This is a genomic window from Paenibacillus sp. GCM10027628 (assembly GCF_042676385.1).
In the GTDB taxonomy this organism is placed as follows: domain Bacteria; phylum Bacillota; class Bacilli; order Paenibacillales; family NBRC-103111; genus Paenibacillus_E.
On the sequence record NZ_JBHTHA010000001.1, the window covers coordinates 110,580 to 127,754 of the forward strand.

16 protein-coding genes are annotated in these 17,175 nt (G+C 47.4%); 3 read left to right on the plus strand and 13 right to left on the minus strand.

What is annotated here, in order from left to right:
* Window positions 1-13: 13 nt before the first annotated feature.
* A complete protein-coding gene (locus ACFQZT_RS00555) occupies window positions 14-253 on the plus strand; it encodes an NHLP leader peptide family RiPP precursor (RefSeq protein ID WP_379295488.1) in 240 nt (79 codons plus the stop codon).
* A 159-nt stretch (window positions 254-412) separates the two neighbouring features.
* Window positions 413-658 carry an NHLP leader peptide family RiPP precursor gene (locus ACFQZT_RS00560; RefSeq protein WP_379295490.1) on the plus strand — a complete coding sequence of 82 codons (246 nt, stop codon included), beginning with the start codon at window positions 413-415 and terminating at the stop codon, window positions 656-658.
* Window positions 659-717: 59 nt separating this feature from the next.
* On the opposite strand, the gene ACFQZT_RS00565 is transcribed toward ACFQZT_RS00560, so the two are convergent.
* From ACFQZT_RS00565 to ACFQZT_RS00615, 11 genes are all read right to left on the minus strand, one after another.
* Entirely contained in the window at window positions 718-2,616 is a 1,899-nt protein-coding gene (locus ACFQZT_RS00565; protein ID WP_379295492.1) for an ATP-binding protein, read from the minus strand.
* Window positions 2,617-2,770: 154 nt separating this feature from the next.
* A complete protein-coding gene (locus ACFQZT_RS00570) occupies window positions 2,771-4,030 on the minus strand; it encodes an amidohydrolase family protein (RefSeq protein WP_379295494.1) in 1,260 nt (419 codons plus the stop codon).
* 36 nt (window positions 4,031-4,066) lie between these two features.
* A complete protein-coding gene (locus ACFQZT_RS00575) occupies window positions 4,067-4,963 on the minus strand; it encodes an ABC transporter permease (protein WP_379295496.1) in 897 nt (298 codons plus the stop codon).
* 19 nt (window positions 4,964-4,982) lie between these two features.
* Window positions 4,983-6,320: an FAD-binding oxidoreductase gene (locus ACFQZT_RS00580; protein WP_379295498.1), complete on the minus strand. Its 1,338-nt coding sequence runs from the start codon at window positions 6,318-6,320 to the stop codon at window positions 4,983-4,985.
* Window positions 6,321-6,337: 17 nt separating this feature from the next.
* Window positions 6,338-7,117: an ABC transporter ATP-binding protein gene (locus tag ACFQZT_RS00585; RefSeq protein WP_379295750.1), complete on the minus strand. Its 780-nt coding sequence runs from the start codon at window positions 7,115-7,117 to the stop codon at window positions 6,338-6,340.
* Between the two features lie 32 nt (window positions 7,118-7,149).
* Entirely contained in the window at window positions 7,150-7,971 is an 822-nt protein-coding gene (locus ACFQZT_RS00590; protein WP_379295500.1) for a creatininase family protein, read from the minus strand.
* Window positions 7,972-8,076: 105 nt separating this feature from the next.
* On the minus strand, window positions 8,077-8,793 hold the full coding sequence (locus ACFQZT_RS00595; RefSeq protein ID WP_379295502.1) for an NAD(P)H-dependent oxidoreductase: 717 nt from the start codon (window positions 8,791-8,793) through the stop codon (window positions 8,077-8,079).
* Between the two features lie 10 nt (window positions 8,794-8,803).
* Complete coding sequence (locus tag ACFQZT_RS00600; protein ID WP_379295504.1) at window positions 8,804-10,183, minus strand: amidohydrolase family protein; 1,380 nt, start codon at window positions 10,181-10,183, stop codon at window positions 8,804-8,806.
* Window positions 10,184-10,207: 24 nt separating this feature from the next.
* The gene (locus ACFQZT_RS00605) at window positions 10,208-11,302 is read right to left on the minus strand and encodes an ABC transporter substrate-binding protein (RefSeq protein WP_379295506.1); all 1,095 of its coding nucleotides are present in this window, start codon (window positions 11,300-11,302) and stop codon (window positions 10,208-10,210) included.
* 403 nt (window positions 11,303-11,705) lie between these two features.
* Window positions 11,706-12,701, minus strand: a complete 996-nt coding sequence (locus ACFQZT_RS00610; RefSeq protein ID WP_379295508.1) for an aromatic ring-hydroxylating dioxygenase subunit alpha — start codon at window positions 12,699-12,701, stop codon at window positions 11,706-11,708.
* A gap of 33 nt (window positions 12,702-12,734) precedes the next feature.
* A complete protein-coding gene (locus ACFQZT_RS00615; RefSeq protein WP_379295510.1) occupies window positions 12,735-14,120 on the minus strand; it encodes an amidohydrolase family protein in 1,386 nt (461 codons plus the stop codon).
* Window positions 14,121-14,393: 273 nt separating this feature from the next.
* Here ACFQZT_RS00615 and ACFQZT_RS00620 point away from each other — a divergent pair, with 273 nt between their 5' ends.
* Complete coding sequence (locus tag ACFQZT_RS00620) at window positions 14,394-14,855, plus strand: Lrp/AsnC family transcriptional regulator (RefSeq protein ID WP_379295512.1); 462 nt, start codon at window positions 14,394-14,396, stop codon at window positions 14,853-14,855.
* Window positions 14,856-15,320: 465 nt separating this feature from the next.
* Here ACFQZT_RS00620 and ACFQZT_RS00625 read toward each other — a convergent pair whose 3' ends face one another.
* Together ACFQZT_RS00625 and ACFQZT_RS00630 are read right to left on the minus strand one after the other, a co-directional pair.
* The gene (locus tag ACFQZT_RS00625; RefSeq protein WP_379295514.1) at window positions 15,321-15,548 is read right to left on the minus strand and encodes a hypothetical protein; all 228 of its coding nucleotides are present in this window, start codon (window positions 15,546-15,548) and stop codon (window positions 15,321-15,323) included.
* Window positions 15,549-15,860: 312 nt separating this feature from the next.
* A complete protein-coding gene (locus ACFQZT_RS00630) occupies window positions 15,861-16,817 on the minus strand; it encodes a 3'-5' exoribonuclease YhaM family protein (RefSeq protein WP_379295516.1) in 957 nt (318 codons plus the stop codon).
* Window positions 16,818-17,175: the final 358 nt, after the last annotated feature.

Here is a 17,175-nt window from a genome sequence, read left to right on the forward strand (position 1 = left end):
TGGGAGTGATAGCATGTCAGCTGAGCAAATTCTTAAAACTAAAATAGTTCAAAAAGCATTGCAGGATACGGCTTTTAAAAATCATCTTGTATCAGATCCTAAAGGAGCACTTAAGAAAGCATTTAACATTGAGATTCCGGATAACGTCGAGATTAAAATTGCTGAAGAAACTAATTCCCAACTGATTCTCGTCCTACCCGCGAATCCAACTGAAATATTAGATATTACAGAAAGTCCTAGATCTGAATGGTAATTTCACGCTCAAGTTTTATTCGAAGTACCCATCAAGCTAGGTGAGGCGCCTCTATTTTCTCAAAATATGTCGAATTTTAGTGAATTTTAATAGATAATATTGGTAGACCATGGTATAATTTCCTTGTAGGTAAATATACCCAATTAACAAGGAGTGATCATGATGTCAGCTGAAGAAATTTTAAAATCACAAATTATCCAAAAAGCTTGGGAAGACGAAACTTTTAAAAAACAGCTTTTATCTGACCCAAAGACAGCTTTAAAAGAAGCGTTTGGCATCGATATTCCTGACAATATTCAGATTAAAGCAGTCGAAGAGACTAAAGAGCAATTTGTTTTAGTCATTCCTTCGAACCCAGCCTTGATCTCTGCAAACAGTGAAGCCACAACACTAGATTACTGGTAATTAAACATAAAAAAAGGTGCCCACGTAAACTTACGTGAAGCACTTTTTTTATACCATATTCATGAAGAATTAAACGCAGGTAACTTAATAATGACCTCAGTTCCAACTTGAATCTGACTTTTGAATTCGATACTTCCTCTCATGGCTTCGATAATACGAAAAGTTACCATTAATCCAAGCCCAGTCCCCTTCGTTTTCGTGGAAAAATACGGTTCTCCTAATTTCGCAAGTTTTGAAGATTCGATTCCTTCACCATTATCTTTTATATGAATAAAAACCTTTCCATTTTCTTTATAAGCCCAAATATCAATTTGACCCTCTTTATGGAATGCTTCGATACTATTTTTAATAATATTAATAAGTGCTTGCTTTAGTTTTGATGAATTTCCACGTATATACAGCTCCTGAGGTATATCTACCAAAACCTTTCCGCCATGCAAAGTTGCTAAAGGAACAATAATTCCTTCAATCTGTTTCAACTCTTTAGAAACATTTAACTCGGACAGATCTTCCATTTGAGGCTTGGCAAATGTTAAAAAATCAGTAATGATATGTGAAGCTCTATCCAATTCATCTATTGCCATCTCCATATACTGTCTATTTTTGGTATCGGATTTACCAGCAACTAATTGTAAAAATCCCCGTGTAACTTGCAATGGATTCCTTACTTCGTGAGCAATTGATGCTGCTAACGCACTAATAATCTCCATTTTCTCAGATTGTAGCAATTGTTTGTTATAAAATTCAAGTTCTCTCGAATAATTCACTATTTGATCTTGATATGTAGCCAAGCGTCTTCCCAAAATGACGATCAGCATGATGATAAAACCAACCATCCCCCATTTCCATAAAAATAACTCATGCATTTGTTTGCTGAAATAAAACCAAAATAGATCGATGACGCCCATTAAAGAAAAAAAACCAAACCCCGTTGAAAAGATCACTGCATCTTTGTTGCCTCTTAAAACATATCTGAACGAGAACCCCAAAAGCAAGACAAACTGTACTAACATAATGCTGCCTTGAATTGTTACAGAAATTGTAAAGTACATCTTTGCAAGATGTAAAGAAAGAAATTGATTAACAATCATAAAACTTAATAGGAATACTGAGTAGAGTATCTGAAATTTTCTAAATTTACGAAACAGGCTTAGCTCAGTTGGGCTATCAAATATTTTTTCGAAATAATAACTTAATGATGGCAAGCATACAGCTAATGCTATATCAAACATATTCGAAATGACTGTCCCATACTCCGAATAATAGTCGTAAATAAAAGGTACAGAAGTAATAAAGATTGTACCCATTGCTAAAATAACGATTATTAATGATATCCAACTGGTAAGCTGTACTTTTTTTAGAAACATTGAACTAATTAGCATAATAAAAGCAATAAAAAGAAATGCAAAACCAAGAATAATGTTACCCATGTCTTGGATTACATAACGTTGGATTAGATTAGAGTTTTGTCCAATTTGTATGTCGGAGTGTATGCCTATTCTAGTCATTGCTGTTCCCAACTTTAGGTATACCGTTTTTCCTGCGTCTTCGCTACTTAGTGGAATTAATAATCGTTGAACATCAAATTGGAAATTACGATGATTTTCTTGAATTAGCTGGTTTTCTAAGTATACTGCAAGATGTTGCGTAAATAATTCGCTTATGAAAACTCCATAATGGTTTGGAAGAGTTGCAGGTAACTTTATTTTAATCCAAGCGGAAGTTATGCCTTCAGGCTTAGCCGAAGAATTTCTAAGATCCGATACGGCAATCCATTCCCCCGTCCCCTTCACTAACTCCTCAACAGAATCAGGCCCACCCCACATAATACTCCACTCAGGTATCGTCTTCATATCATCTTGACCCGCAGCTTGCACCGGTGGCGAGACCATTCCGCAGCTAATCAAAATAAACAAAATAGGGATCAAGAGATATTTATGGATCGCTTGCACAAACATTCACCCTCCCTAGTTTAATTACAAAATAATACAATATCATCTAATTTTCGACGAATTTCGATATTATCCTTCTCGATTTAAGTAAACGTTAGGAAAATAATGCTAAAACCCCCTGCGATTTTTCGCAAGGGGTTTATTGGATTCACTTCATTTTTTATTTTACAAATGCTGCATGCAACCGACTCACCGCAGGTTGCGTCTCAGCCACAACATGGCCATGGCTCACGACATAGCGGCAAGCCGGCTGCCGCCGTACAAGATCCATGGCATCGCTGCCCTCCAGCAGAATGAAACTAGCTGGATGGCCTACCGCTAAGCCATATGACTCAAGCTGCAGCGTCTTCGCCCCGCGGATGGTAACCATCCGCACGAGCTCGGCGACTTCCTCACGGCCCGTCATATGTGCCAGGTGCGCGGCCATGTGGGCTGCTTGCAGCATATTGCCGGTGCCGAGCGGATAGAACGGCGTCTGGATGTCGTCATGCGCGATGCTGACGTTGACTCCAGCTCTCCACAGCTCCTTGATGCGCGTGATTCCGCGCCCTTTGGGGTAGCTGTCGAACCGACCCTGCATCGCACTGTTGATGAGCGGACAGCATACAACATTGACGCTCGAACGCGCCAGCATACCCTCCACTTTCTGGTAGTACGCATCGCCGTAATAGGCCGAAGCGCTCGCATGGGCGGCCGTGACGCGTTCCCGCAAACCGGAACGCATTGCCAGATGCGCCACCGTTTCGAGAAAGGTGGAGTGGGCATCGTCAATTTCGTCGCAGAAAATATGGACGAAGCAGCCATGCTTCTGCGCAAGGCGGAAGCAGATCTCGAGCGAGGCGACGCCTTCCTCGCGCGTCGGTTCCAGGTGCGGGATGGCGCCGATGCCATCCGCACCCAGCAGCAGCGCTTCTTCGAGGCGCTGCTCGTTGCCCGGGCATGCACGGATGCCGTCCTGCGGAAAGGCGATGACTTGCACGTGCATGTAGGGCTTGACGCGCTCGCGCAGCGCGAGGAGCGCGCGCAAGGCCGTGAGCTTCGGGTCTGAGATGTCCGCTTGTGTTCTCACGAAGAGAACACCGTTTAACATCTGCATCCGAAGCACTTGCTCTGCCCGTGCAAGCACATCCTCATAGGTGAGTGCTTGCTTGCGCTGTTGCCAGAGCCCGATGCCTTCGAAGAGCGTACCGCTTTCGTTCCAGGCGGGCTCTCCTGCCGTTAACACCGTATCGAGGTGAATATGCGACTCGACAAAAGGAGGGAGCAGCACATGTCCGCTCCCATCGATTTCCCTCGCTCCAGCTTCTGCAACAGTCCCCAAAGCAACGATTTTATCACCATTCACGCCTACGTCGACAAGCTGCTGCTCATTCCCCATTCCATCCAACAGACGAACATTTCGAACGACTAAATCCAACACGTAGGATCACCCTCTTTTGCCGCATTGTTCTTCCCATTAATTATCTTTTCTCATTTCCGATTCATGCCAGGAGCTCAGCATCCATTTGGCAAAGGCATTAACTAATAAGAAAAACAAGATTCCCAACGCCGAGGCGGAGAGTCCGCAAGCGAATAAGTAAGGCGTCTTCAAGCGCGCTGCGGCATAAGTAATGGCATAGCCCAGTCCGCCCTGGCCGCCGCCGATTCCGGCGATGTACTCACCGACGATCGCGCCTACGACCGACAGCGTACAAGAGATTTTAAGACCAGCGACAATGTAAGGCAGAGCAGCCGGAATGCGCAGTTTCCACATCGTTTGAAAAGCGTTAGCATTATACAGATAGAACAGGTTACTCATGTTCTGATCTGTCGAATTCAGCCCGATCAGCGTATTGGAGAGCATCGGGAAAAAACCGATTAAAAACGCAATGATGACGATGGCATTCATCCCCGCATCGAACCAAATCACGATGAGCGGGGCGATCGCTACGATCGGGATCGTCTGCAAGATGATCGCATAAGGGTATACGCCTTTCTCAATCCATTTGGACATGGCCAGCAGGATCGCACCGAGTACACCCAAAATGATGCTCATGAAGAATCCCAGCACAGCTTCAAGTGTCGTCGTGGAAACCGAAACCCACAGCGCACTTCTATTTTCTATCGCTGCCGCCACAATATCCGATGGTTTCGGCACCAGGTACACCGGCGCTTTCACCAGGTAGGCGATCAGCTCCCAGCCTCCGATAAAAACAATAAACGCGACTAACGGCGGAGCCACGTGCTTCAAAAATGCCCAAAATGCGCGCCCCGGCGTGGCGCCTTCTTCGAGACGGTTGGCCCAAGCCGCACGCTCGCGGGCAGGAAAAATTTCGTCCGGTAACATCTGCAAATACTTTGAGTCCACAGCCATATTCAATTTCTCCTTTCATTCACATCTCATAAACAATTTTCCCGGGATTGAGCAGCCCTTTCGGGTCGTTTTGGCGTTTTTTCCGCTCCATGCTTCCGACTTCACCGCGCCCGCCGTGATCCAGCACCCAAGTATGGGGATCAAATATCCTCACGCCGATCGACTCGCAGTAGTCAATGATTTCATACAAGCGTTCTTCGCTTTGAAAACGAACAACCGGCAGTGCGGTTGGAATCAACGCGCCTCCGCCTTTTACCCATTCGAAATGCATTAGCACCTCATCGCCGTATTTATTTTTCAGCATTCGCACTTGCTCCATATAACGATCCAGCTTAAATCCAGCTTGCAGGTAAGTCATTGCAGGGTCCGTTTTCATCGCCCATAATGTCGTATGGTTCCAGGTAAAATCGGAAACACCGATCGTTTTACGGTATTTTTCCGCTTCAATGACATGCCCCAAATGGCCGCCGTAACTCTGAGCTAACGCTTCTACCTGCGCGAGCGTACCCTCAGCGAATTCGAGCATAACCGCTGCCATATCCGGCTTAATGACTTTCCCGAACGGTATGAAATAGGAAGGAATCGGCCATTCCATCGGCGCAACAAGACGCTTACGGATGGATTCGTCCCTCGCTAAGGCTTCACCAAAAAGCATCGACTGCTCAAAGGTGTCGAACTGTGCAATAGCCTGCGCCCACTCCGTACGCGGAGCCAGTGGAATCGTCACCTCGGTTAAAATGCCGGTTGTCCCGTAATTATGAATGTAGTTGAACAAATCATCGCCGCTTACGACTAAGCGCTGAGGCTTATCTTCCATGGTATAGATGACAGCTTCCAACACGTTGCCATCCCACAAGTTCCCGTAGGTAATGGAACCGATGCCCCCGGATCCGCCGCTGACAAAACCACCTACAGTAGCTTTGACATAGGTGCTTGGATAGATACGAATTTCCTGTCCATGTTCACGGGCTTTTTTATCGATTGTGGCCAGACGGACTCCGCATTGCAAACGGGCATAACCAGGGCTGATTTCCAGAATTTCATCCATGCGGCTTAAATCCAGTACAATGCCGCCTTGCAGCGGTACGGCCTGACCGTAATTGCCTGTACCCGCTCCGCGAACAGTGACGGGCTTACCGCTGCGGTAGCCAAAAGCAAGCACCTCAGCCACCTCGGCTTCATTGCGGGGAAGCGCAACGACGTCAGCGGCCTTATTATTTTTCAACTGACGGTCCAATACCGGTGAGTACCAAAAATAGTCCTTGGATAGCTTTTCTCTTGTTTCGCCATCCAGCGTGACGATGTCTTCGCCAAGCAGATCCTGCATTTCTTTTTCCCAGCTTATATGAACAGCCATGGCCTTTCCTCCTTTAATCAATGCTCCAAAGCAGCCGATACTTCGCGAACCAATTCGCCGAATTGCGCGTTCGTCCGGAAACCCTCATCCCGCGGAAACGGTACGGGAATATCAATTATCGCGGATATTTTACCCGGACGCGGTGTCATCACTACGACGCTGGTCGATAGAAAAACGGATTCAAACACGTTATGCGTCACAAAAAGCACGGTCATGTCTTTATTCTGCTGCCAGATGCCGAGCAGCTCCATTTGCAGCGTCTGGCGTGTAATTTCATCCAAAGCTCCAAACGGCTCATCCATGAGCAGCAGCTTAGGTCTTGATATGAGCGCACGGGCAATGGAGACACGCATTTTCATGCCACCGGATAGCTGTCTGGGCAGCACTTTCATATAGTCCTTCAATCCGACCAACTCCAGCACGCGCTCCGCTTCTGCCTTCTGCGTTTTCTTATCGACTCCGCGAAGCTCCAGCGGCACCCTTACGTTGGCTTCGACCGTCGACCAAGGCAGGAGTGTGTGGTCTTGAAAAACGAAGGCAATATCGCTTTGCTTACGGGCTTCCTTCGGCGTCGTTCCGAACACATTCAACATCCCTTTGCTCGGTTTACCAAGCCCGGTGATCATCTTAAAAATCGTCGATTTCCCGCAGCCCGATGGACCGACAAAACAGAGAAACTCGCCTTCGTTGATGGTCAGATTGACATCTTGCAACGCGACCGTGCCGTTGGGGTAGGTTTTTGACAAGTTTTCCATCCTTACGAAATTGGCTTTTGACTCTAGGTTGCGGTTCGTCATCCCGATCAAAGATGTATCTATGCTCATCGTCATCAGCTCCTGTTCATTTTCAAAGAGTCCATCTTAAACTTCGAGAATTCGAGCAGTGCTTCCGCGATATCTGCCCCATATTTTTCAAGCATCGCCCGCCCTTTCTCCACGGTTGCTTGTGTAGCATCACCGGAGATCCCCGAGTGGGATAGATCATTCATCACCCAAGCAAAACCGCGGGAGCGCAGCTGCAAATAGCGTGAATCCGGGTAATTGGGAAACTCCGCCTGGGCCAGATTCATGTTGACCCAATGCGGCATCGCCGCCATCACAACGGAGGTTTCCATATCGCCGGCATGAATGCCGAACTGCTTTTCCTTCGGGGTGATCCACTCGTCAGCAGAACCTAAACCGCCCGGGTCTAACCGGAAAACGGCCATTCCCGTTTCGATACGGATCTCACGCGCCATCATGCTGAGCAAATCCGCATTGCCGCCGTGCGTATTGACCAGCACCAGCTTTTCGAAGGCACTCTTTTTCAAGCTCTTGGCGATGTCCATGACAACCGCCATTAAGGTTGTGGCCGATAAAGATATCGTCCCCGGATGCCCTAAGTGCTCCGTGCTTTTTCCATAGGGAATTGCCGGGAGCAGCCAAATATTCGCATCTTCGGGGAGAAGTTCAAAGGCTCCCGTCAACATCGCTTCGGATATTAGCGTATCTGTAAAAACAGGCATGTGCGGTCCGTGCTGCTCAATTGCGCCTACAGGCAGAACGATCAACGCGTCTTCCTTACGCAGCTGCGCTACTTCTACTTTGCTCAATCGGGGGAAGAAATAGCGATCCCAAGCTTTACCTGCTCCTGCATAACGTTGTAGTGGCAAGATCAACACCTCCGAAAAATGTTATGTGAAAACCACTATGGAAGCCATTCAGATAACGGCTGCGTTTAGAGGTTCTTTTTATCATCAGTCATATATAATCGATGATCATGCCTTTGCAAATTGCCGGAGAGCCTCAGCGACATTTGCAACTCTTGCGCCTAAGCGGGACGCCATCAGCAATTCACGTTGATCCGGGGATCTCGAACTATCCGGACCAGCTAAAGTCGATGCGCCATAAGGCGAACATCCGATTGCGTCAGCCGTCAAATATTCGGGATTTTCCGAGTACGGAAGTCCGACGAAAATCATACCAAAATGAAATAATGGAACCATCGAGGTTAAAATGGTCGCCTCATGCCCCGTGTGAATCGAGGCTGTGCTATTGAAAATCCCTGTGGGTTTTCCTTCCAGCGAACCATCCACACATAGCTCACCGGCGAATTCAAGGAACAACTTCACTTGCGATGGCATCGAGCCGTAATAAGTTGGAAATCCCCATAAAATGCCGTCTGCCCAACGCAGGTCATCGTTCGTGGCAATCCGAATTTCCCCTTGCATGGCCTGGGTTGCAACATATTTACTGTAACGATCCGTCAGACGGAATTGATTAGATAGGGTTTGTGCAGCGACAGACGTTTTCGATTCAGCAGCAGGTCTATTTTTATCCTGTTGGATGACACGGTTTTCATGGCCGATCATTTCGGGAATACGCACAACCCGAACCTGATGTTCACCATCTTGGCTCGCGCCTTCCGCAACAGCCTGTGCCATTTGGAACACGTGGCCGAATGCGCTGTAATAAATCACTAGTATATTTGCCATTAGCGACCCATCACCCCTTCGCTAGTGCTTGTTTACCGAAAGAAACGGTCTTTGTTGCATCCTCCCAAAATGCGCTTAGTTCCTGGTCGTGCCATTGCGCCTTACCCGCCGCCATTCTTCTCCAGCCTCCCTGGCTGTAAACCCAGCGACGCTCAGGCAATAAAGTAAACAGCTCTTCGGGCGATTGACCATCCAATATAACAAAATTGGCTTGATGACCTAACTCAACGCCATAATCAGGCAAACCCAGCACCGTCGCCGGTACATCAGTGATCATCCTGAGCAGTGTGCGGAGATCCGCAGGTCGCCCCATATGAGCGGCATAGGAGCCAATTAAAGCAATTTGGAGAAGATCCCCTCTTCCGAAAGGATGGAACGGGTCATGAATATTATCTGAAGCGACGGCAATCGGAATGCCCGCTTGCCAAATTTCCTTCAGTCGCGTCACCCCGCGTCGTACCGGAAAACGATCGTGTCTTCCTTGCAGATACAAATTCACTGCCGGTAAGGATACGGCTTTTAAGCCCGCATCAGCCATGCGGCCAATGATCTCTTCAGCATCTTCATCCGTCATGGAAGCCAGTGCGCACAGATGATCGACAGTGACCCGTCCTGCATAGCCTTCGGCTTTTGTTCGCAGCGCGATGTAGTCGGCAGTGCGCATCAGCGGATTGTCCGTTTCGTCACAGTGAAGATCGATCGGTAAGTCATATTTTTCCGCCAATTTAAAAATTCGGTCAATGTCTTCATTGGCTGTTAATGACAAATGCGGCGCTCCGCCAATGCCATCAACACCCATGCGAAGCGCTTCTTCGATGACGCCAACATCAAGCGATTCCAAATGATGAGGAATCATCGGGAATAGCTGCAGCGTCATGTAAGGTTCGAGCATGGCTTTTGCCTCTAACGCCGCTTCAACGGTTCGCAGCGCCACCTCCCGAGAAGCACGTAAGTTGAAATCCAGATGTGTCCTTATATGCGTCGTTCCGAAGGACAGAGCCTGCAAAGCAGAACGTACGATTCTTGATCGAATCTCCTCTTTCGTAAAGGCAGGCGAAGCCTGGGCATAGTTGCGAACGGCCTCTTCCAAAGTTCCGCTGCTATTTTCGACGGAAGTCAAGGAAAACGATTTGTCCAAATGCATATGCGCATCGACAAAGCCCGGCAGCAATATTTTTCCCTCGAGATCAATTCGGGCAACAGGCGCCCCCTCTTGCGCCGAGTCAGGTCTCCACGCCTCCAAAAAAGTAGAATCAGGAATGGCAGCACCAGCCTCTTGACGTTGAATGCGAGTCCAGATTCCATCGCGAACGGATATTTGATACAAAAACTCCTCATCCTTCATCGGCAATCGAACATTTACCAGATCGATATTCATTGTAGAAGCCAATGCCGCCACCTCCTGAACGTTTCCTTATTTTTTAGGCAAGAATTGGGTTGTGAATACTTTATTGATATCTTCCGCTGTTTTCAGTACGCCAACGTCGACCAATTGCTTTTGTACTTCTTCCCAGCGCTCTTTGGTCATAATTCCCGTACCTTTCGTTGCCGCATCGCCCCCAAACGCAAAATCCACTTCCTTCTGAGCGCTAAACTTCATCATATCGAGGCCCATGTCCGGGTTTTTCTCTTTAATGGAAGGGTTGATTTCTTCCCAGTGATCCTTGTAGTAATCCCAACCTTTTACGGTTGCTTCTACGAAGGCCTTCACTTGATCCGGATGTTCGGCAATCATTTTCTCTGTCGTGAAGTAAACACCGGCATAAATGTTATAGCCGGAATCTGCATTCAGCAGCGTACCATACTCAACCTTTTGCTGATCGAGGGTGAATGGTTCGGATGTGACATAACCTTGGGTCAAGGAGCTTTTATCGCTTACGAAGTTCACTAATTGACCTGTATATTTCATCTCCTGTGCGCCGTCTAATTTATATTTCTTCTTCATGAATTGCCAGAAGCTTGCCGTGGAAGCCACGTAAACCTTATGACCGTTCAAATCGCTGAAGTCTTTAATGCCAGATTCTTTGTGATAAAAGAGGGCTTGCGGACTTTTCTGGAGAGATGTTGCAATCGCTACGATCGGAATTCCCTCTTGCCGTGCTACGAGAATATCGTCGCCGTTAGCCATACCGAATTGCGCCTTGCCAGAAGCAACAATTTGCGTAGCCGAAACCGATGGACCGCCTGGCGTGAGTGTTACATCCAACCCAGCATCCTTATAAAAGCCTTTGGCTACCGCCGCAAAGTTGCCGCCATGTTCAGGCTCGGCAAACCAATTTAAAATGAGGGTCGCCGGTACTGCAGCTTTAGCTGCCGCTGGCGTCGTTGTAGCAGCTGTGGTTGCAGCAGCAGTTGCAGCCGGTGATGCCGCTGTAGTTGGGGCTGAAGTTGCGCCGTTTGAACCCGTACTGCCGCAGCCGGCAAGCATACTCATCATCAAGACTAGACCTGAAGATACTATTGCTGTGCGTTTCATGAAAAATGGATGCTTACGATCGAATGATTTCATACTCAACTTCCCCTCCAAATTTGGTTTTCTATACAAAGCGTTGTTCCTTGAGTCCAATATAGTTTTATGTCATGTTCAAGTCAATAAATCTAACAATAGTTTGTGATTCCACACAATAAAAGTACGGATATTTATTGTTTTTGAAACAACGCATGCGTGAATTTACCGATAAATTCATTAAAACCCGAACATTAGCTCCAATCGCATCTATAAATTAACATCCGCGTTATAAAATCTCACAAACCTCCTCTTTCCCCAAGCCGTTCCAATAGTCACGTTCAGACCGCCAGCGCCCGTGGAGAAATTTTCTCATCAACGCGCTAGGCCGATATGCACATGCATGCACCCTGCCGGTCAGGTCATATTTCCAGTCTCGGCATGGAACACACCTCCTCCTCATAAATTAGATCGTCCCAACAACGACGCCAAGCTCCTTTAACCAACGACGGTAGGCAATTGAAAACCGGTCAACCTTATGGTTGAGCTCGACTTGCAGATCTAGCGGCAGCAATTCCGGTTTTTGCGTTTCGATCACTTTTGCATCCTGATCAAAAACAATGTCCTGGAAACGGATAAAGTCGGCATCATCCACATCAAAGGCATAGTTGCGTGAAACCATCATAAACACAACGCATTCTTCCGCAGCAACCGGCAGCACCGTTAACATGATCCAGAGCGTCTGCCCGTTACTCGGATCCGCCTTGGACAATCTGGCCGATAATGGGCGGTACACTTCCTTCATATATACATAAGTCGTCCCCTCTTCTTTATCAGAGCCTGAATGGGCAACCGGCTGAAAGATCGGGATATTTTCGATATAGATGCGTTCTGTTTCTTTAACGACTTGAAAATCAGGCAGCTCGGCGTAATCCGGATGTCCCAGCAGATTTTGGTGGACGAACATGAGGTGGGCAAAATCAGTGAAATTCTCAATCACTCTGGTGCCGGCAGCCGCTACTTGATAAGGACCGCAAGGCAGCGGACGATACTCGGGGTTTGCAAACTCTTCAAAATGCGGCAGAGCCGCAGCCGGCTCACCAATACAAACCCAGATGAAGCCGTACTTTTCCTGACAAGCATAGACTTCAGCTTTGGCGCGAAGCGGAATTTTCTCATCCTTCGGTTGCGCAGGGATACAGACGCACTGGCCTGAAGAATCATACTGCCAACCATGGTATGGACAGACTAAGTTATCGTCTTTCACCCAGCCCTTGGAAAGCATGGCTCCACGATGTATACATAAATCCCGGAGTGCGTGGACACCTTTTTTCGAACGGTAAATGGCCACTCTTTCCCCTAAAACAATGACGCCAACCGGCTGATCTTTCAGTTCCGATGCCAGATATACCGCATGCCAATCATTTTCCAGCACAGGATCATGCAAACGTTGTAAAGCCATATCAATCATCCTCCTCAAATTGTGATCCATGGATTATTCTTGGATTGAAAAAATCGGATAATGCGCAGAAAGCTTGGAACGAAGCGCATCGACACGCTGCTGCGCCCTTTGGATCACTTCCTGCTCATCGATCCATGTGCTCTTGCCACCTTCCACAACAACCTGACCGTTCACGATAACCAGATCAACATCGTTGCCATTTGCATTGTAAACTAGTGCGGATGTTGCGCGATGAACGGGACTGATATGCGCTTTTTGCATATCTACCGTGACCAGATCCGCATTTTTGCCCGGCTCCAGACTTCCGAGATCCGCGCTTCTCCCTACAGCTTTGGCTCCGTTTACAGTGGCCATTCGAAGGATATCCATCGGCGGCAGCAGGGTCGCATCCAACTCATTGACTTTGTGCAAGCAGGCTGTAAATTTCAGCACTTCCAAATTGTCCTGACAGTTGTTACTGCCCGGTCCATCCGTACCGAGCGCTACGTTGATGCCCATTCGCAGCATCTCAGGAACCCTCGCTACGCCTGAAGCGAGATACATGTTGGACACCGGACAATGAATGACCGATGCTTTTTTATCGCGGATCAGCTCCAACTCGCCATCATCGAGCCATATGCCGTGCACGACTTGCGTCTGTTCGCCCAGCAGCCCGACATCATGGAGCAGCTCCAGATTGCGAAGCCCGTAACGTTCCATTGTATTGTCAATTTGCCCGCTTGTCTCCGCCACATGTACGTGAGAGATTAGCTTGCGATCTCTGCTGAATACAGCAGCGCGCTCCAGATAGCCCCGGGAGCAGCCGTACAGATTGAGCGGTCCAAGCGCGACCTTTATGCGACCCGACGCTGCACCATCCCACTCATCGAGTAGTCGATCCGTGCCTCCAAAGATTTGCTCCTCGGTTTCCCGCAGGCGAACTTCACCCGCCAGATCTGACCCTCCGCGCGCCAAATGCCCGCGAATGCCGGAGTCAACCATCGCGCGAAGAACGCTCTCGTCATTCTCCGGATACGTGTGAATGTAATGATGGTCCATGATGTAAGTAGCCCCGGACTTCAAATTCTCGATGCAGCCAATCAGTGCAGCTAAATAAAAATCTTCCGGCTCCATCGCCAGACTCATCGGCCAAATGATTTCTCTAAGCCACTCCGCCAAAGGCGAATGATCGGACACCCCTCTCATAAATGTTTGAAATAAATGAGTATGGCCATTAATAATTCCTGGAATGATCACTTTTCCAGATGCATCGTGAACGTACGCCGCTTGCGTTTTCAGATGATCTAAACTGCCATCTCCCCTCCACACTCCCACCTCACGGATAACATCATGTTCGATATAAACGTAACCCGACTTATGGATCGTATTTTCACTGTCCATAGTAAGCACCGTGCCGTTGTAAATCAGTTTGCGCGACATTTACTCACCCCTTTATAATGTCACGTTAAGTAACATTGATTTATTTAACCTGCAAATTATGTCACTTTAATTAACATGATTATAAAAAGGAACCACACTTCCGTCAACACTAGTTGTAAATGTGATTACGTATATTTAGTTTCTATTTTTAATAATAATGTATATAATGGTTAACAAATCATTTAAAATCACTTAGTTTTCTTTCGTTTTACGCGAAACCGTACTTAAAGTGAACAATTGTATAAATTTCATTATTTAAAGGAGATACCTAACATGATCGAGCTACCGTACTTAGATCAAACCGATCAAGAGATCATCAAACTGCTTCATGAAAATAGCCGGATTTCTTACGCAAAAATAGGAGAGCTTCTTAATCTCTCCCGCGTTGCGATTCAAAAGAGGGTGGAAAATCTCGTAGAGAACGAGATTATTGAGAATTTCACGATTCGGCTGAATGCAACCAAGCTGGGCAAGGTGGTCAGCGCTTTTTTCGAGGTTGAAGTGGAACCTCGCTATGCCGAGGAAGTGGGCAACACGCTTTCTGACGATCCTAATGTGATCAGCATTTATCAAATGACCGGTTCGAGCTCTCTCCACATGCACGCATTGTTGAAGGATGATGCGGCACTGGAGAACTTCCTCTACCAGAACATATACAAACTTAACGGCGTTGTCCGTGTGAATACGCAAGTTGTGATAAAACGCTTCAAACAAGGGACAGGATTGGAGCTGTAGGGGGCACCTTTATTTGATCGCCAGGCCTAAGCGGGCTGTAGCGCCCTTTTCGGCGCTTACAGGGCCGCGAATTCGAGATGCGGCTCCTGTAAGAGCCCTCAGGGGTCTTACAGGTGCCAAAACACACGCACAAACCCAATTATTTCGGGCTGTAGCGCCCTTTTCGGCGCTTACAAAGCCGCGTGATCGAGATGCGGCACCTGTAAGGGCCCTCAGGGGTCTTACAGGTGCCAAAACACGCACAAACCCAATTATTTCGGGCCGTAGCGCCCTTTTCGACGCTTACAGGGCCGCGAATTCGAGATGTGGCAACTGTAAGAGCCCTCGGGGATCTTACAGGTCGGGAGTCATGGCTAGCTACTATGCATTCTCAAAAGCAGAACGCAGCTAGACCTAACTACCCTTCGCCGATATGCAACAATCCGGCAAACGCAAAAAGCGGTTAAGCAGAGAATTTACTCTTCTCTACTCAACCGCTTTTCGTTTTAGCCTTATGGTCATTTTCGCCGGATCGCTGATAAAAACAAGCGCCACTAGCAGTTCGTTCCACGTGGCAATAAACCCAAAAATCACACAAGTCATGAGCGCCGATTTCATTACAGGCAGCACCACGCCGAGTAAACGCCGTACATGGTTCAGCCATCCACGGCGGCCGGCAAGCCGAACGCTGAGTAAATAAGGACGATCTCCCACTGTGAGTTGACCAACCCCAGTTTCGAAAAATACACAAACAACGGAATCAATGTAGCGTGAATCGGAACCATCATACCTAGAAGAAAATAACCACTTCATAACCCGCTTCTTTCCACTGAAGCATCTGTAATCCTTGCCTCATAATCGGTTCATCGTCTGCGATAATTAGCCGGATCACAATCTCCCATCCTCTCCGTCTGCTTCCTATAACCATCACTATAGTTCGTCAGGGGCAAATCTGTCATCCACAAAAAAAGCCTACCCGGCATCCACACATATAACAGCAGTGAACAGCGGTTAGGCGATATTATTTTATAAGTTCAATCGATAAATGGCTTTATTCTCCAGGCCTCTGATCATCGGCGTCCATGGTTCCGTTTCCGGCGTAAGTTCCAGAGCGTCCTCCACCATTTGCAGTTTAGCATCCATGGAATCAATATAATGCAGCGCTACGGCCTCAGGCAGTTGCGGGAGTACAGGGCTTCCCCACTCAGGGAGATTATGATGGGATAAAATGATGTGTTGCAAGCCCAGTACGATATCCGATTGAAGATCAATTCCATGATGAATCGCGGCTTCCGTGATCCAGCCTGCCGCCATTGAGATATGTCCAAGCAGCTTCCCTTGAACGCTGTAATCGGAAACGATGCCAAGCTGGGCAATCATTTCCTCCGGTTTGGCGATATCATGAAGAATAATGCCGGCTTTAATAAGATCCGAGTTGAGAAAAGGCCGCTGCTTGCAAATAAATTCGCCGATCTCCAGCATGCGCACGATATGATAGGCGAGCCCGGCAAAATATGCATGATGATGCGTTTTGGCAGCCGGATAATGCGATAGCTTCTCATCCACTTTATCCACGCAAAAAGCAACCAGCTTCTTGATCGTCTCATTCGTGATGCTGTCCATCGCCTGTTTGATCGTATGTATAAGATCCGTCGGGCTGATCGGCGCGGAACGGATAAAGTCTTTGACGGCGACGCCATCTTCAGGGGTGACCTTGCGAAGGCGATGAATTTTGACCTGCAATTTCTCGCGGTAAGTTTGGACCAAGCCTTGAACCTTAACTAACCCCATAGGGAAGAAGGTCTCTTTATCCGTCTGGCTCACATCCCAGAACTTGGCCGACAGCTGCCCGCTGGCGTCACATAGAACGATGTCGAAATAATCTTTTGCAGGCGTGCTGTTCGTCTGTTTGACCTCAAGCTCTTTGAGCAGATAGAAGCCGACGAACTCGTCTTGAGCTTGTAATTGTTTGATTAAAGTCATTGAAGTTCCTCCCACTCTCTTTAGAGATATTATACTAGATTATGTCAGGGAGGAATCATTAAAAATAAGATTTATCTCAGACAAATGAAAAAGAACCCCTTTCGGAGTTCTTTCGACGGTGAATTCGTTGTTGGTACTTTTGCCTTGAACCTTACTTGGCTCGGTCTCTACCTCATCACTTCATTGTAGTACATGACTACATTAAGCTTCTGCGGCACATCTCCTCGCTTCTGTATATAGATTCAAAAACAACTTACCTGGTATTTATCTCGTTGATTGTCCAACGGAACCACACCTCTCTTATTGCACCGTCGAAATCTATTATGATCCGATCCGATTCCAATTATACATCCGGGTT

Coding starts and splice junctions, on each gene's coding strand:
- ACFQZT_RS00555 (WP_379295488.1), top strand. CDS start 14: ATGTCAGCTGAGCAAATTCTTAAAACTAAAATAGTTCAAAAAGCATTG.
- ACFQZT_RS00560 (WP_379295490.1), top strand. CDS start 413: ATGATGTCAGCTGAAGAAATTTTAAAATCACAAATTATCCAAAAAGCT.
- ACFQZT_RS00565 (WP_379295492.1), bottom strand. CDS start 2,616: ATGTTTGTGCAAGCGATCCATAAATATCTCTTGATCCCTATTTTGTTT.
- ACFQZT_RS00575 (WP_379295496.1), bottom strand. CDS start 4,963: ATGGCTGTGGACTCAAAGTATTTGCAGATGTTACCGGACGAAATTTTT.
- ACFQZT_RS00580 (WP_379295498.1), bottom strand. CDS start 6,320: ATGGCTGTTCATATAAGCTGGGAAAAAGAAATGCAGGATCTGCTTGGC.
- ACFQZT_RS00585 (WP_379295750.1), bottom strand. CDS start 7,117: ATGACGAACCGCAACCTAGAGTCAAAAGCCAATTTCGTAAGGATGGAA.
- ACFQZT_RS00595 (WP_379295502.1), bottom strand. CDS start 8,793: ATGGCAAATATACTAGTGATTTATTACAGCGCATTCGGCCACGTGTTC.
- ACFQZT_RS00605 (WP_379295506.1), bottom strand. CDS start 11,302: ATGAAATCATTCGATCGTAAGCATCCATTTTTCATGAAACGCACAGCA.
- ACFQZT_RS00610 (WP_379295508.1), bottom strand. CDS start 12,701: ATGGCTTTACAACGTTTGCATGATCCTGTGCTGGAAAATGATTGGCAT.
- ACFQZT_RS00615 (WP_379295510.1), bottom strand. CDS start 14,120: ATGTCGCGCAAACTGATTTACAACGGCACGGTGCTTACTATGGACAGT.
- ACFQZT_RS00620 (WP_379295512.1), top strand. CDS start 14,394: ATGATCGAGCTACCGTACTTAGATCAAACCGATCAAGAGATCATCAAA.
- ACFQZT_RS00630 (WP_379295516.1), bottom strand. CDS start 16,817: ATGACTTTAATCAAACAATTACAAGCTCAAGACGAGTTCGTCGGCTTC.